Source organism: Streptomyces sp. NPDC058671, from assembly GCF_042716475.1.
In the GTDB taxonomy this organism is placed as follows: Bacteria; Actinomycetota; Actinomycetes; order Streptomycetales; family Streptomycetaceae; genus Streptomyces.
In genome coordinates this window covers 38,481-52,895 of the sequence record NZ_JBHXSA010000014.1, presented here as the reverse complement: position 1 = coordinate 52,895, position 14,415 = coordinate 38,481, and the positions used below count along the sequence as shown (strand labels likewise).

Here is a 14,415-nt window from a genome sequence, read left to right as displayed (position 1 = left end):
ACAGACCGGATGCGATCGCGCGCCGTGTGGGCACCCGGTGGTCGCTCCGGCTCCGGCCGGAGGCTCGGGCCCCGCCCCTCGGGGGCCGCCGGTTCCCGTCCCCCGGCGGCTTCCGGCTCCGCCCCCGGCGGCCTCGGGCCACACGGGTGGTCGAAACCCCTCCGGGACGTCCGGGGGCCACTAGATTGACGGTGGCACAGAGACGGCGACCCGGCTGGTCAGGGGGCAGGGGTTCATGGAGACCGACGGCACGTACGAGTCACGCGACACGCGGGGGAGCGCGGTCCCGCGCCCGGCGGGTCCACCCGTGCCGCCTCCGCCGCCCCGCCCACACCCCCGGCCCGACGGCCCCGCGGTCCCGCCGCCGCCCGCGCACGCGCCGACCCGCGTCGGGGTCGCCGACTGGCTCCGCATCCCCCGGCCCGCAGCCGAGCCCGGCATCTGGCGGCTCGGGCACCGGCCCCGCCCCGAGCGGGAGCCGGACGAGGTGCCCGCCCGCCGGCTGTTCGCCGGAGCCGTCGTCTCGCTGCTCAGCGGCTGGCTCCTCTGGTCCCTCCTCTGGAACGGCTACCTCGGCCGCTACTGGCTCTGGCCCCTGCTCGTCCTCACCCCCGACAGCTGGCGCACCGACGCCGACGTCTGGGCCACCGCCAGCTACACCTACTACGCCCTCGTCGGCGGCGGCTTCCTCGTCTTCTTCGCCCGCGTCGGACACGTCCCGGACATCTGGCGCCGCTACACCCGGAAGAAGGACACCCCGCCCCCGCCGCCCCCGCCGGCCGCCGACCCCACCGAGTGGCCCGAGCTGCGCGACGCCGGACTGACCGAGGCGGCCGCCCGGCTCGCCGAGGCCACCAGGGGCGGGAGCCTCGGCGACGTGGACTACGCCAGGATCCGCCGCGCCTGGCAGGGCGTACGCTCCCGGCCGGAGCGCCTCCACGCCTTCACCGAGGCGGTACGCACCCGGGGCGCCGCCGCCTGCGGCCACCCCTCGGGCTCGCGCGACCTGCCCGTCCGCACCGCCACCCACGACCTCGCCACCGACCAGGTCCTCATCGGCACCGCCGCCGACCACCCCCGCAACCCCTACTCCCGCCGCACCACCGGTGTCGCCCTCGAGCCCGGTCTCCTCGGGACCTCCCTGCTCGCCGTCGGGCCCGCCGGGTCGGGGAAGACCGTGCGGCTCGTGCGGCCCGTCGTCGAGTCCCTGTGCCTCCAGGCCCTCGCCAACCGCGCCGCCGTCGTCGCCGTCACCTCCCACGCCACGGCGGTCGGCCCGGACGAGGCCTTCGACGTGGTCGTCTCCGTCGGCCGGCCCGAATCCACCCACGACCTCGACCTGTACGGCGGAGCCGACGACCCGGACGAGGCCGCCCGGATCCTCGCCGAGGCGCTCGTCGGCGACCTCGCCGCCGACACCAGGAGGGCGGCCACCGCGCTCGCCCAGCTGATCGGACCGTTCCGCGCGGCCCACGGCCGCTTCCCCGGAGTGCCCGAGCTGCGCGAGCTGCTCGGCGGGACGCCCGAGGCGCTCGCCGCGCTGCGCGCCGCCGTCGCGGGCGACCCCGCCCAGCTGCGGGAGCTCACCGCCCGGCAGCGCCAGGCCGAACGCGGCGACGACGTCGCCGACCTCCTGGCCGAGCGCCTCGCCTTCCTCGACCGCCCCGCCTTCGCCCGCTTCTTCCGCACGACGGGAGGCACGGACGGGGGCACGGCCGCACGCGCGGACCGGTACGGCGGTACGGACCGCCCTGGCGTCGACCCGGAGGGGCGCGACGGTACGGACCGTCACGCCGTCGACCGGGACCGCGAGCGGCCGCAGTTCTCCCTCCGGGCCGTCGAGCACCCGCTCCGCGTCCGCGTCGACCTCCCCGAGCGCGGCCACGCCGAAGCGTCCCGGATCGTCTCCCGGCTGCTCCTGGCCCAGTTCACCGAGGCGGCCCTCGGCCGTCGCGACCGTTCCCTCTTCGCCTGCCTGGTCCTGGACGACGCCACGTACACCGTCACCGGCGACTCGGTACGGGCCGTCCAGCGGCTGCGCTCCGCCAACGCCGGCGTCGTCCTCGCCCTGCGCAGCCTGGAGGACGTGCCCGAGCCGCTGCGCGGGCCGCTCCTGGGGGCGGTCGGCTGCCGGATGGCGTTCGCCGGGATCGCGCCCTGGGACGGCGGGCGGTTCGCCGAGACCTGGGGCACCGAATGGGTGCAGACCCGGGACGTCACCAACCGGCAGATCGTGTCCGACGAGCCGCTCACCAAGGCCCTGCACGTCATGCGTCGCCTCGCGACCGGCAAGGCCCCGACCGCCGAGGCCGTGACCGTGCGGGAGGTGGAGCGTCAGCGCTGGTCGGCCTCCGACCTCGCGCACGCCGTCCCCGCCGGGCACGCCGTCCTGTCCGTCACCCATGTGCGGGGCGAGTACACACCGCCGCTGCTCGTGGACCTGCGGACCTGAGGCGGGGCCGGGCCGAGCCGGGCGGTGAAGCCGGAGCGGCCGCTCCCGGGCCCTGGCACAATCGGGGGCGCCGCTCGGCTGAGCGGCGCCCCCTCGCTCAAAGGTCCGACGGTCTCCCCATGCCGCCCACCCTCGCGTCGCTCGTCCAGCACTCCTCCCTGAAGCTCGTCGTGCGTGCCGGTGAGGACCGCCTCGACACCCCCGTCCGCTGGGCGCACGTCAGCGAGCTCGCCGACCCCGTCCCGTACATGGAGGGCGGCGAGCTCCTCCTCACCACCGCGCTCACCCTCGACGCGGAGGACCCGGAGGCCATGCGCCGCTATGTGCGGCGGCTGCTCGCCGCGGGAGTCGTCGGGCTCGGCTTCGCCGTCGGCGTCAACCACGAGGAGATCCCGCGGGCGCTCCTCGACGCCGCCCGCGAGGAGCACCTGCCGCTCCTGGAGGTCCCGCGCCGCACGCCGTTCCTCGCCATCAGCAAGGCCGTCTCGGCGGCCATCTCCGCCGACCAGTACCGGGCCGTCACGGCCGGCTTCGAGGCCCAGCGGGAGCTGACGAGGGCCGCGCTCGCGGAGGGCCCCGAGGCCGTCGTCGCCCGGCTCGCCGCCCACGTCGACGGCTGGGCCGCGCTCTACGACACCTCCGGCACGGTCGTCGCCGTGTCACCCGACTGGGCGGCCCGCCGGGCAGCCCGGCTCACCTCCGACGTGGAACGGCTGCGCGACCGCCCGGCGCCCGCCAGCGCCGTCGTCGGCGGGACGGACGACCGCGTCGAGCTCCAGTCCCTCGGCACCGGGCGCCGGGTGCGGGGCGCCCTCGCGGTCGGCACGGGCGCGCCCCTCGGCACGGCCGAGCGGTACGCGGTGCACTCCGCGATCGCCCTGCTCACCCTCACGACGGAACGTTCCCGCTCGCTCCAGGCCGCCGAACAGCGGCTCGGCGCCGCGGTCCTGCGGATGATGCTCGCGGGACAGCCGGACCACGCGCGCGCGGTGGCCGGGGACGTGTACGGCGGGCTGCTCGACGCCCCTTTCCGGATCGTCGTCGCGGAACCCGCGGGGGGTGATCAGGCCGGCGAACCGCCGCTCCCGGTGCTCGCCGAGTCCCTGGAGGCGGCCGCGGCCCGGGCGGGCGAGGCGGTGCTGGCCGTCCCCGAGAGCGAGCAGCGGCTCGTCGTCCTCGCCGGGGACGGGGGCGCGGTCGTCGCCGCGTGCGAGACGTACGCGGAGCGGGACGCCGACGAGGTCGGTGTGACCATCGGGCTCTCGGCCCCGGCGGGACCGATCGTGGCCGCCGCCGCGTACAAACAGGCGGAACAGGCGCTCTCGGTGGCCAGACGCCGGGGGAAGGCGCTCGTCGAGCACGAGGACCTCGCGGCGGGCTCGGTCCTGCCGCTCCTCGCCGAGGACGCCGTCCGCGCCTTCGCCGACGGCATGCTGCGCGCGCTCCGGGACCACGACGCGAAGGGCCGCGGCGACCTGGTGGCCTCCCTGCGGGCCTGGCTCTCCCGCCACGGCCAGTGGGACGCGGCGGCGACGGACCTCGGCGTCCACCGGCACACCCTGCGCTACCGGATGCGGCGGGTGGAGGAGATCCTCGGCCGGTCCCTGGACGACCCGGACGTACGGATGGAGCTGTGGCTGGCCCTGAAGGCGACGGGGGAGGGCACGGAGTAGGGCCCCGTCAGCGGTCGGGACTCCGGGAGGGGCCCGGGGCCCCGTGCCCGTCAGCCGTCCCCGTCCCCGCTGTGGGACCCCACGCGGCGACGCCGGTCGCTCCGCACCAGGCGGCCGGCCGCGAGGGTCACCGCGGCGACGGCGTGGACCCAGCGTGGACCGCCCCGCGCGGCCCACACCACGCAGACGCACCCTGCGACGGTGAGGACGAGGACGCCGGTCAAGGCGAGCAGGACCATGTGTTTTCCCCCTGGCGGTGCACCGGGGTCTTCCCGTGTGCGTTCGGAACATCCTGTCAGTGCCGTAGACGACGCCCGGGGCCTCCGCGTTCCCGCCTCCGCCTGCCCGGACGCGGGCAATTCCCTTGGTCATGGAGCCCGACACTCCTTACGCTCCGCTCATGACAAGCCCCGCCGTCGATCCGGCCCCCGCAGCCCCCCGGGCCGCGTCCGCGCCCCGTACCGCCGCCGCCCCCGCGGCCCCCTCCGCTCCCGCACGGCGGCGGATCACCGGAGCCGTATGGGCCGCGCTCGGCATCGTGTACGTCGTGTGGGGCTCCACCTACCTCGGCATCCGGATCGTCGTCGAGACGATGCCGCCCTTCCTCTCCGCCGGCACCCGCTTCGTGACCGCCGGCCTGCTCCTCGCCGGGATCATCGCCTGGCGCCAGGGGCCCGCGGCCCTCAAGGTCACCCGCCGGCAGCTCGGCTCGGCGGTGCTCGTCGGCCTGCTCCTGATCCTCGGCGGCAACGGCCTCGTCGTCCTCGCCGAGACCTCCATCCCGTCCGGTCTCGCCGCGCTGCTCATCTCCGTCGTCCCGGCCTGGGTCGTCGTGCTCAAGGCCGCCACGGGACTGCGGCCGAGCGCGGGCGGGCTCGCCGGGGTGCTCCTCGGCCTCGCCGGGCTCGGCGTGCTCACCCTGCCCGGCCTCAGCGGTGACGTGAAGGCCGGCGGGGTGGCCCTCGTCGTCGTGGCCACGTTCCTGTGGTCCCTCGGCTCGTTCTCCTCCGCGCGCCTCCCGATGCCCGCCAACCCCTTCGCGGCCAGCGCGTACGAGATGGTCGCGGGCGGTCTCGGCGGCCTCGCCGTCGGTCTGGTCCGGGGCGAGCAGCACGGCCTGGACCTCGGAGAGGTCTCCACCCGCTCCTGGGCCGCGCTCGCCTACCTGATCGTCTTCGGCTCCCTGATCGCCTTCACCGCGTACGCGTGGCTCCTCCAGGCCGCGCCGCTCTCGCTCGTCGCCACCTACGCGTACGTGAACCCCGTCGTCGCGGTCGCCCTCGGTGCCCTGGTCCTGAACGAGGCCCTGTCGTGGCCCATCGTCCTCGGCGGCGCGATCGTCGTCGGCGGCGTCTGGCTGATCGTCTCCACGGAGCGGCGCGGCTGAGCGGCCCCGGGCGGCCCCCTTCGGCCGAAGCGGACAGGAGTGACGGCTCACCACTCCACACCGGACAAGCGTCGGGCCGCCCGCTTCGCCCTAACGTGTCACGAGAGCGCGAGAGCACCCCCTCTCACCCCCGAAACGGAAAGGGCCGGTACGCAATGACGACCACCCACGCCTTCTGGCTCGCCGGCCGCGAGGCCACCGGCGACGCCACCTTCGACGTCACGAACTCGTACGACGGACGTCTGGTCGGCAAGGTCAGCGTGCCCACCGAGGCCCAGGTCGAGGAGGCCGTCGCCGCCGCGCACGCCGTCGTCGACGAGTTCGCCGCGAGCCCGGCACACGTCCGCGCCGCCGCCCTCGACCACGTGTCGAAGCGGCTCGCCGAGCGCACCGAGGAGATCGCGCTGCTGATCTCCGCCGAGAACGGCAAGCCCATCAAGTGGGCCCGCGGCGAGGTCGGCCGTGCCGTCTCCGTCTTCCGTTTCGCCGCCGAGGAGGCCCGTCGCTGGAACGCCGGCGAGGCCCAGCGCCTGGACACCGAGGCCGGCGGCGCGGGCCGCCTCGCCCTGACCCGCCGTATCCCCAAGGGCGTCGTCCTCGGCATCGCGCCGTTCAACTTCCCGCTGAACCTCAGCGCCCACAAGGTCGCCCCGGCCATCGCCGTCGGCGCCCCGATCATCCTCAAGCCGGCCCCCTCGACCCCGATCTCCTCCCTGATCCTGGGCGAGATCCTGGCCGAGACCGACCTGCCGGCCGGCTCCTGGTCGATCCTCACCGTGCCGAACGACCGGATGCCCGCCCTCGTCCAGGACGAGCGCCTCCCGGTCATCTCCTTCACCGGTTCCGACAAGGTCGGCTACGCCATCCAGCAGTCGGTGCCGCACAAGCACTGCACCCTGGAGCTCGGCGGCAACGCCGCGGCCGTCGTCCTGCCCGACTGGTCCTCCGAGGAGGACCTGGACTGGGCGGCGACCCGTATCGCCACCTTCTCCAACTACCAGGGCGGCCAGTCCTGCATCTCCGTCCAGCGCGTGATCGTGGACTCCTCCGTCCACGACCGCCTGCTGCCGAAGATCGTCGCCGCCGTCGAGGCCCAGGTCACCGGTGACCCGTCCGACGCCGCCACCGACGTCGGCCCGCTCGTCGACGAGGCCGCCGCCCAGCGCGTCGAGGCCTGGGTCGACGAGGCCGTCGCGGCCGGCGCGAAGCTGCTCGCCGGCGGCAAGCGCGAGGGCGCGACCTACGCCCCGACCATCCTCACCGACCTCCCGGCGGACGTCACGCTGGCCCGCGCCGAGGTCTTCGGCCCGGTCCTGACGATCGCCAAGGTCGACGGCGAGGCCGAGGCCTTCGCCGCGGTCAACGACTCCGACTTCGGCCTCCAGGCCGGCGTCTTCACCCACGACCTGCAGGCCGCCTTCCGCGCCCACCGGGCCCTGGAGGTCGGCGGCGTGATCGTCGGCGACGTCCCCTCGTACCGCGCCGACCAGATGCCGTACGGCGGCGCCAAGCGCTCCGGCGTGGGCCGCGAGGGCGTCAGGTTCGCGATGGACGACTACACCTACGAACGGGTCCTCGTCCTGACGGGCCTCGCCCTGTAACCCGTACGCCCACGGGTCCACGAGACCAGGCGGCCTGAGCCCACTGTGCGGGGGTTCAGGCCGTCTTCTCATCTTTCCGGACCGTCGGAAAGCGGGTACGACGGACAGAAGAGACCGAGGAGGTGTCCATGTCCGCGCCCACCCAGCGGCCCAGGGTCACCGCCCACGAGGCACGGCAGACCGCCGAGGCCGCACGTGAGCGTGACTGGCACAAACCCAGCTTCGCCAAAGAGCTCTTCCTCGGCCGGTTCCGGCTGGATCTCATCCATCCCCACCCGCTTCCCGCGCCCGAGGACGCCCGGCGCGGCGAGGCCTTCCTGGCGAACCTGCGGGAGTTCTGCGAGACCCGGATCGACGGCGCCCGCATCGAACGCGAGGCCCGCATCCCCGACGAGACGATCACCGGACTCAAGGAGCTCGGCGCGCTCGGGATGAAGATCGACCGGAAGTACGGAGGCCTCGGCCTCACCCAGGTGTACTACAACCGCGCCCTCGCCCTCGTCGGCTCCGCCAGCCCCGCCGTCGGCGCTCTGCTGTCCGCGCATCAGTCGATCGGCGTACCGCAGCCGCTGAAGCTCTTCGGCACCCAGGAGCAGAAGGACACCTTTCTGCCCCGGCTGGCCCGTACCGACCTCTCCGCCTTCCTGCTCACCGAGCCCGACGTCGGCTCCGACCCGGCGCGCCTCGCGACCACGGCCGTACCGCTCCGGGACGAGGACGGGGACGCCTACGTCCTCGACGGGGTCAAGCTCTGGACCACCAACGGGGTCATCGCCGACCTGCTCGTCGTCATGGCCCGCGTCCCCGCGTCCGAGGGCCACCGCGGCGGCATCACCGCCTTCGTCGTCGAGGCCGCCTCGCCCGGCATCACCGTCGAGCACCGCAACGCCTTCATGGGCCTGCGCGGTCTGGAGAACGGCGTCACCCGCTTCCATCGCGTGCGCGTGCCCGCCGAGAACCGCATCGGCCCCGAGGGCGCCGGTCTCAAGATCGCCCTCACCACCCTCAACACCGGCCGACTCTCCCTCCCCGCGGCCTGCGCGGGCGCCGGCAAGTGGTGCCTGAGGATCGCCCGTGAATGGGCGGGCGTCCGCGAGCAGTGGGGCGGCCCAGTTGCCCGGCACGAGGCCGTCGGCACCAAGATCTCCTTCATCGCGGCCACCACCTTCGCCCTGGAGGCGGTCGTCGACCTCGCCTCGCAGCTGGCCGACGAGGACCGCAACGACATCCGCATCGAGGCCGCCCTCGCCAAGCTGTACGGCTCCGAGATGGCCTGGCTCATCGCCGACGAACTCGTCCAGATCCGGGGCGGCCGCGGCTACGAGACCGCCGACTCGCTCGCCGCCCGGGGCGAACGGGCGGTCCCCGCCGAACAGCTCCTGCGCGACCTGCGGATCAACCGGATCTTCGAGGGCTCGACCGAGATCATGCACCTGCTGATCGCCCGCGAGGCCGTCGACGCCCATCTGTCCGTCGCCGGCGACCTCATCGACCCCGGGAAGTCGCTCACCGACAAGGCGAGGGCCGGCGCCCGGGCGGGCGGCTTCTACGCCCGCTGGCTGCCCGGTCTCGTCACGGGACCGGGACAGCGACCGGGGGCGTACGGGGAGTTCGGCGAGCTCGCGGGCCACCTCCGGTACGTCGAGCGGTCCTCCCGCAAGCTCGCCCGCTCCACCTTCTACGCGATGTCCCGCTGGCAGGGCCGGATGGAGCTCAAGCAGGCGTTCCTCGGCCGGATCGTCGACATCGGCGCCGAACTCTTCGCGATGAGCGCGGCCTGCGTACGGGCCGAACTCCTCCGCACCACCGGCGACCACGGCCGCGAGGCCCACCAGCTCGCGGACGCCTTCTGCCACCAGGCCAGGCTGCGGACCGAGGAGCTGTTCGGGCGCCTCTGGTCCAACACGGACGACCTCGACCGACGGGTCGTCGACGGGGTCCTGGCCGGCCGCTACACCTGGCTGGAGGCCGGCATCGTCGACCCGAGCGGCGAGGGCCCCTGGATCGCGGACGCGAGCCCCGGGCCGTCCACCGAGCAGGACGTCCACCGCCGCATCCCGTAGGCACGTGGCGGGAGTACCTCCCGCCCGGAGGCGCCGCCCGTGTGCCCACCCGTCCCGCCCTGCGGGACGGTCACCCACACGGGCGCAGGCCACGGCACCATGGCCCGGTGACCGTCACCCACATCCCCGGCTCCAAGTCCGTCACCGCCCGCGCGCTCTTCCTCGCCGCCGCGGCCGAGGGCACCACCACCCTTCTGCGGCCGCTCGTCTCCGACGACACCGAGGGCTTCGCCGAGGGCCTCACCGCCCTCGGCTACGCGGTCCGCCGCGAGCCCGGCGCCTGGCACATCGAGGGCCGCCCCGGCGGCCCCGGAACGGACACCGCCGAGGTGTACTGCCGCGACGGCGCCACCACCGCCCGCTTCCTGCCCACCCTCGCCGCCGCGGGGCACGGCACCTACCGCTTCGACGCCTCCGAGCAGATGCGACGGCGGCCCCTCGGCCCGCTCACCACCGCCCTGCGCGGCCTCGGCGTCGACCTCAGGCACGGCGGTCGGGAGGGCCACCACCCGCTCGCCGTCCACGCCCGCGGAGTGAGGGGCGGCGCGCTCACCCTCGACGCCGGGCAGTCCTCCCAGTACCTGACGGCGCTGCTCCTGCTGGGCCCGCTCACCGCCGAGGGCCTCGACATCACCGTCACCGACCTGGTCTCGGAGCCGTACGTCGAGATCACCCTCGCGATGATGCGGGGCTTCGGCGCCGAGATCAGCCAGGAGGGCCGCACGTACCGCGTCGCTCCCACCGGCTACCGGGCCCGTACGTACGGCATCGAGCCGGACGCCTCCACGGCAAGCTACTTCTTCGCCGCGGCCGCCCTCGAACCGGGCCGCTCCGTCACCGTCCCCGGCCTCGGGACCGGCGCCCTCCAGGGCGACCTGGCCTTCGCCGACGTCCTGCGCCGCATGGGCGCCGACGTCGAGATCACCGGCACCGGAACCACGGTCCGTTCCACCGGCCGGCTCCACGGACTCACCGTCAACATGCGGGACATCTCCGACACCATGCCGACCCTCGCCGCCCTCGCGCCCTTCGCCGAGGGACCCGTCCGCATCGAGGACGTCGCCAACACCCGGGTGAAGGAGTGCGACCGCCTCGACGCCTGCGCCGAGAACCTGCGCCGCCTCGGCGTCACCGTCACCACCGGCCCCGACTGGATCGAGATCCAGCCCGGCGCCCCCGCCGGACCCGTCGAGATCGCCACCCACGGCGACCACCGCATCGTCATGTCCTTCGCGGTCACGGCGCTGCGCACCCCCGGCATCACCTTCGACGACCCCGGCTGCGTGAAGAAGACGTTCCCCGACTTCCACCGGGCGTTCGACACGTTCGTCCACACCCCGTGAGGAGCACCCCGTGAAGAAGGCACCGCGTTTGCGGCAAGAATGGGGGGCATGAGCGACCGCCCCTCTCCTCTCGCCGATCCCCATATCGCCTTCGACGTGTCCGAAGGACGCCGGGACATCGTCGTCCTCGGCTCGACCGGGTCCATCGGCACCCAGGCCATCGACCTGGTGCTGCGCAACCCCGACCGCTTCCGGGTCACCGCCCTGGCCGCCTCGGGCGGCCGGATCGCGCTGCTCGCCGAACAGGCGCACCGGCTGAAGGTCACCGCGGTCGCCGTGGCCCGCGAGGAGGCGCTGCCGGAGCTGCGTGACGCGCTGAAGGCGCTGTACGGCTCCGAGCCGCTGCCCGAGCTCCTGGCCGGCCCGGACGCCGCCACCCGGCTCGCCGCCTCGCCGTGCCACACCGTCCTCAACGGCATCACCGGCTCCATCGGTCTCGCGCCGACCCTCGCCGCCCTCGAAGCCGGCCGCACCCTCGCCCTCGCCAACAAGGAGTCGCTGATCGTCGGCGGCCCCCTGGTGAAGGCGCTCGCCAAGCCCGGCCAGATCATCCCGGTCGACTCCGAGCACGCGGCCCTCTTCCAGGCGCTCGCCGCCGGCACCCGCGCCGACGTCCGCAAGCTGGTCGTCACCGCCTCCGGCGGCCCCTTCCGCGGCCGTACGCGCGAGGAGCTGGCCCACGTCACCCGCGAGGACGCGCTCGCCCACCCCACCTGGGCCATGGGCCCGGTGATCACGGTGAACAGCGCGACCCTGGTGAACAAGGGCCTGGAGGTCATCGAGGCCCATCTGCTCTACGACATCCCCTTCGACCGCATCGAGGTCGTCGTCCACCCCCAGTCGTACGTCCACTCGATGGTGGAGTTCACGGACGGCTCCACGCTCGCCCAGGCGACCCCGCCCGACATGCGCGGCCCGATCGCCATCGGCATCGGCTGGCCCGAGCGGGTCCCCGACGCGGCCCCCGCCTTCGACTGGACCAAGGCCTCCACCTGGGAGTTCTTCCCCCTCGACACCGAGGCGTTCCCGTCCGTCGGGCTCGCCCGGCACGTCGGCGCCCTCGGCGGCACCGCCCCCGCCGTCTTCAACGCGGCGAACGAGGAGTGCGTCGAGGCCTTCCTCGCCGGACGCCTGCCGTTCAACGGAATCATGGATACGGTCACAGCGGTCGTCGCGGAACACGGCGTTCCCGCCACGGGAACCTCCCTCACCGTCCCGGACGTCCTCGAAGCGGAGACCTGGGCGCGCGCCCGGGCCCGAGAGCTCGCAGCGAAGGCAACAGCGGAGGCCCGCGCATGACCGAAATGCTCCTGTACGCCCTGGGCATCGTGCTGTTCGCGCTCGGGCTGCTCGTCTCCATCGCCTGGCACGAGCTCGGCCACCTCTCCACGGCCAAGCTCTTCGGCATCCGCGTACCGCAGTACATGGTCGGCTTCGGCCCCACGATCTGGTCGAGGAAGCGCGGCGAGACCGAGTACGGCATCAAGGCCATCCCGGCCGGCGGCTACATCCGCATGATCGGCATGTTCCCGCCCGGCGACGACGGCCGCATCGAGGCCCGCTCCACCTCGCCCTGGCGCTCGATGATCGAGGACGCCCGCGAGGCCTCGTACGAGGAGCTGCAGCCCGGCGACGAGACCCGCCTCTTCTACACGCGCAGGCCGTGGAAGCGCGTGATCGTGATGTTCGCCGGACCCTTCATGAACCTGGTCCTGGCCGCGGCGCTGTTCTTCGGCTCGATGATGACCCTGGGCATCGAGGGGCAGACGACCCAGGTCGCCGGCGTCCAGAAGTGCGTCATCGAGCAGAGCGAGAAGCGCGAGAAGTGCGCGACGGGCGACCCCGTCTCCCCGGCGTTCAAGGCCGGCCTCAAGGAGGGCGACAGGATCGTCGCCTTCAACGGCACCCCGGTGGCCGACTGGGACACCCTCTCCGACCGCATCCGCGACACCGTCGGCCCGGCCACGGTCACCGTCGAGCGCGCCGGGCAGCGCGTCGACCTGCACCCCACCCTCGTCTCCAACAAGGTGCCGAAGAAGGACGAGGACGGCCAGGTCGTCCAGCCCGTGACGTACATCGACGCCGGCTACCTCGGCTTCGCCTCCAAGACCGAGGTCGCGCCCCTCACCTTCGTCGAGACCACCGACCGGATGTCCGACCTCCTGGAGAACGGCGTCCACTCGGTCATCGCCCTCCCGGGCAAGATCCCCGGCCTCTGGGACGCCACCTTCGGCGACGGCGAACGCGCCGACGACTCCCCCGTCGGCGTCGTGGGCGCCGCCCGCATCACCGGCGAGCTGATGAACGTCGAGGCCCCGCCCACGACGATCCTCGTGATGTTCATGAACCTGCTGGTCATGTTCAACGTCTCGCTGTTCCTGTTCAACATGCTCCCGCTGCTGCCGCTCGACGGCGGGCACATCGCGGGCGCCCTGTGGGAGTCCGTGCGCCGTCACACGGCCCGGATCTTCAGGCGTCCCGACCCCGGCCCGTTCGACGTGGCCAGGCTGATGCCCGCCGCCTACGTGGTGGCCGGCGTCTTCGTCTGCTTCACCCTGCTCGTCCTCGCCGCCGACATCGTCAACCCGGTGAAGCTGACGTAGCCCTCAGGGGGGCCGGCCCCCGTGGTGTCCGGCCCCCCGCCCCCAGGGCGGTAACCTCGGAGACCTGAGCCCGCCGACGCACAACCTTGAGGTTGCACAGAAGATGACCGCGATTGCTCTCGGTATCCCGACCGTTCCGACCCGGCTCGCCGAGCGGCGCAAGAGCCGCCAGATCCAGGTCGGCAGCGTCGCCGTCGGCGGTGACGCCCCCGTCTCCGTGCAGTCGATGACCACGACCCGCACCTCCGACATCGGCGCGACGCTCCAGCAGATCGCCGAGCTGACCGCCTCCGGCTGCCAGATCGTGCGCGTGGCCTGCCCCACGCAGGACGACGCCGACGCCCTCGCGACGATCGCCCGGAAGTCGTCGATCCCCGTGATCGCCGACATCCACTTCCAGCCGAAGTACGTCTTCGCCGCGATCGACGCCGGCTGCGCGGCCGTCCGCGTCAACCCGGGCAACATCAAGCAGTTCGACGACAAGGTCAAGGAGATCGCCAAGGCGGCCTCCGACGCCGGGACCCCGATCCGGATCGGCGTCAACGCCGGCTCGCTCGACGCGCGGCTCCTCAAGAAGTACGGCAAGGCCACCCCGGAGGCGCTCGTCGAGTCCGCCCTCTGGGAGGCCTCCCTCTTCGAGGAGCACGGCTTCCGCGACATCAAGATCTCGGTCAAGCACAACGACCCGGTCATCATGGTCGAGGCCTACCGCCAGCTCGCCGCCCAGTGCGACTACCCGCTGCACCTCGGCGTCACCGAGGCCGGCCCGGCCTTCCAGGGCACCATCAAGTCGGCCGTCGCCTTCGGCGCCCTGCTGTCCCAGGGCATCGGCGACACCATCCGCGTCTCGCTCTCCGCGCCGCCGGCCGAGGAGATCAAGGTCGGCATGCAGATCCTGGAGTCGCTGAACCTGCGCCAGCGGCGCCTGGAGATCGTCTCCTGCCCGTCCTGCGGCCGCGCCCAGGTCGACGTCTACAAGCTCGCGGAGGAGGTCACCGCCGGCCTCGACGGCATGACCGTCCCGCTGCGCGTGGCCGTCATGGGCTGCGTCGTCAACGGCCCCGGCGAGGCCCGCGAGGCCGACCTCGGCGTCGCCTCCGGCAACGGCAAGGGCCAGATCTTCGTGAAGGGCGAGGTCATCAAGACCGTCCCCGAGTCGAAGATCGTCGAGACCCTGATCGAAGAGGCGCTGAAGATCGCCGAGCAGATGGAGAAGGACGGCGTCGCCAGCGGCGAGCCGTCGGTCGCCGTCGCCGGCTGAGGACACCGACCACCACGGAGCCCCTCCACCCC

10 protein-coding genes are annotated in these 14,415 nt (G+C 73.7%); 9 read left to right on the top strand and 1 reads right to left on the bottom strand.

From position 1 onward, the window contains the following. Positions 1 to 235 precede the first annotated feature (235 nt). Entirely contained in the window at positions 236 to 2,452 is a 2,217-nt protein-coding gene (locus ACFWV2_RS18850; RefSeq protein ID WP_384406145.1) for an ATP-binding protein, read from the top strand. Between the two features lie 119 nt (positions 2,453 to 2,571). Beyond that, positions 2,572 to 4,125, top strand: coding sequence for a PucR family transcriptional regulator (locus tag ACFWV2_RS18845; protein ID WP_384406144.1), 1,554 nt, complete (start codon positions 2,572 to 2,574; stop codon positions 4,123 to 4,125). Between the two features lie 50 nt (positions 4,126 to 4,175). On the opposite strand, the gene ACFWV2_RS18840 is transcribed toward ACFWV2_RS18845, so the two are convergent. After that, positions 4,176 to 4,364: a hypothetical protein gene (locus ACFWV2_RS18840; protein ID WP_384406143.1), complete on the bottom strand. Its 189-nt coding sequence runs from the start codon at positions 4,362 to 4,364 to the stop codon at positions 4,176 to 4,178. 161 nt (positions 4,365 to 4,525) lie between these two features. Between ACFWV2_RS18840 and ACFWV2_RS18835 the strand changes: the two genes are divergently transcribed. The 7 genes from ACFWV2_RS18835 (at position 4,526) to ispG (ending at position 14,383) form a co-directional block, all read left to right on the top strand. After that, entirely contained in the window at positions 4,526 to 5,512 is a 987-nt protein-coding gene (locus tag ACFWV2_RS18835; protein ID WP_384406142.1) for an EamA family transporter, read from the top strand. 155 nt (positions 5,513 to 5,667) lie between these two features. Further along, positions 5,668 to 7,113 carry an aldehyde dehydrogenase family protein gene (locus tag ACFWV2_RS18830; RefSeq protein ID WP_384406141.1) on the top strand — a complete coding sequence of 482 codons (1,446 nt, stop codon included), beginning with the start codon at positions 5,668 to 5,670 and terminating at the stop codon, positions 7,111 to 7,113. 128 nt (positions 7,114 to 7,241) lie between these two features. Further along, complete coding sequence (locus ACFWV2_RS18825) at positions 7,242 to 9,176, top strand: acyl-CoA dehydrogenase family protein (RefSeq protein ID WP_384406140.1); 1,935 nt, start codon at positions 7,242 to 7,244, stop codon at positions 9,174 to 9,176. A 107-nt stretch (positions 9,177 to 9,283) separates the two neighbouring features. Continuing rightward, positions 9,284 to 10,519 carry a 3-phosphoshikimate 1-carboxyvinyltransferase gene (gene aroA, locus ACFWV2_RS18820; protein WP_384406139.1) on the top strand — a complete coding sequence of 412 codons (1,236 nt, stop codon included), beginning with the start codon at positions 9,284 to 9,286 and terminating at the stop codon, positions 10,517 to 10,519. Between the two features lie 48 nt (positions 10,520 to 10,567). Continuing rightward, positions 10,568 to 11,818 carry a 1-deoxy-D-xylulose-5-phosphate reductoisomerase gene (gene dxr, locus ACFWV2_RS18815; RefSeq protein WP_384406138.1) on the top strand — a complete coding sequence of 417 codons (1,251 nt, stop codon included), beginning with the start codon at positions 10,568 to 10,570 and terminating at the stop codon, positions 11,816 to 11,818. After that, positions 11,815 to 13,122 carry a M50 family metallopeptidase gene (locus ACFWV2_RS18810; protein ID WP_384406137.1) on the top strand — a complete coding sequence of 436 codons (1,308 nt, stop codon included), beginning with the start codon at positions 11,815 to 11,817 and terminating at the stop codon, positions 13,120 to 13,122. The genes dxr and ACFWV2_RS18810 overlap by 4 nt, the downstream gene beginning before the upstream one ends. Positions 13,123 to 13,225: 103 nt before the next feature. Beyond that, positions 13,226 to 14,383, top strand: coding sequence for a flavodoxin-dependent (E)-4-hydroxy-3-methylbut-2-enyl-diphosphate synthase (ispG, locus tag ACFWV2_RS18805; protein WP_384406136.1), 1,158 nt, complete (start codon positions 13,226 to 13,228; stop codon positions 14,381 to 14,383). The last annotated feature ends 32 nt before the right edge of the window (positions 14,384 to 14,415 follow it).

Excerpts from the sequence above, each read along its gene's own strand:
- ACFWV2_RS18850 (WP_384406145.1), top strand. The coding sequence starts at position 236 with ATGGAGACCGACGGCACGTACGAGTCACGCGACACGCGGGGGAGCGCG.
- ACFWV2_RS18845 (WP_384406144.1), top strand. The coding sequence starts at position 2,572 with ATGCCGCCCACCCTCGCGTCGCTCGTCCAGCACTCCTCCCTGAAGCTC.
- ACFWV2_RS18840 (WP_384406143.1), bottom strand. The coding sequence starts at position 4,364 with ATGGTCCTGCTCGCCTTGACCGGCGTCCTCGTCCTCACCGTCGCAGGG.
- ACFWV2_RS18835 (WP_384406142.1), top strand. The coding sequence starts at position 4,526 with ATGACAAGCCCCGCCGTCGATCCGGCCCCCGCAGCCCCCCGGGCCGCG.
- ACFWV2_RS18830 (WP_384406141.1), top strand. The coding sequence starts at position 5,668 with ATGACGACCACCCACGCCTTCTGGCTCGCCGGCCGCGAGGCCACCGGC.
- ACFWV2_RS18825 (WP_384406140.1), top strand. The coding sequence starts at position 7,242 with ATGTCCGCGCCCACCCAGCGGCCCAGGGTCACCGCCCACGAGGCACGG.
- dxr (WP_384406138.1), top strand. The coding sequence starts at position 10,568 with ATGAGCGACCGCCCCTCTCCTCTCGCCGATCCCCATATCGCCTTCGAC.
- ACFWV2_RS18810 (WP_384406137.1), top strand. The coding sequence starts at position 11,815 with ATGACCGAAATGCTCCTGTACGCCCTGGGCATCGTGCTGTTCGCGCTC.
- ispG (WP_384406136.1), top strand. The coding sequence starts at position 13,226 with ATGACCGCGATTGCTCTCGGTATCCCGACCGTTCCGACCCGGCTCGCC.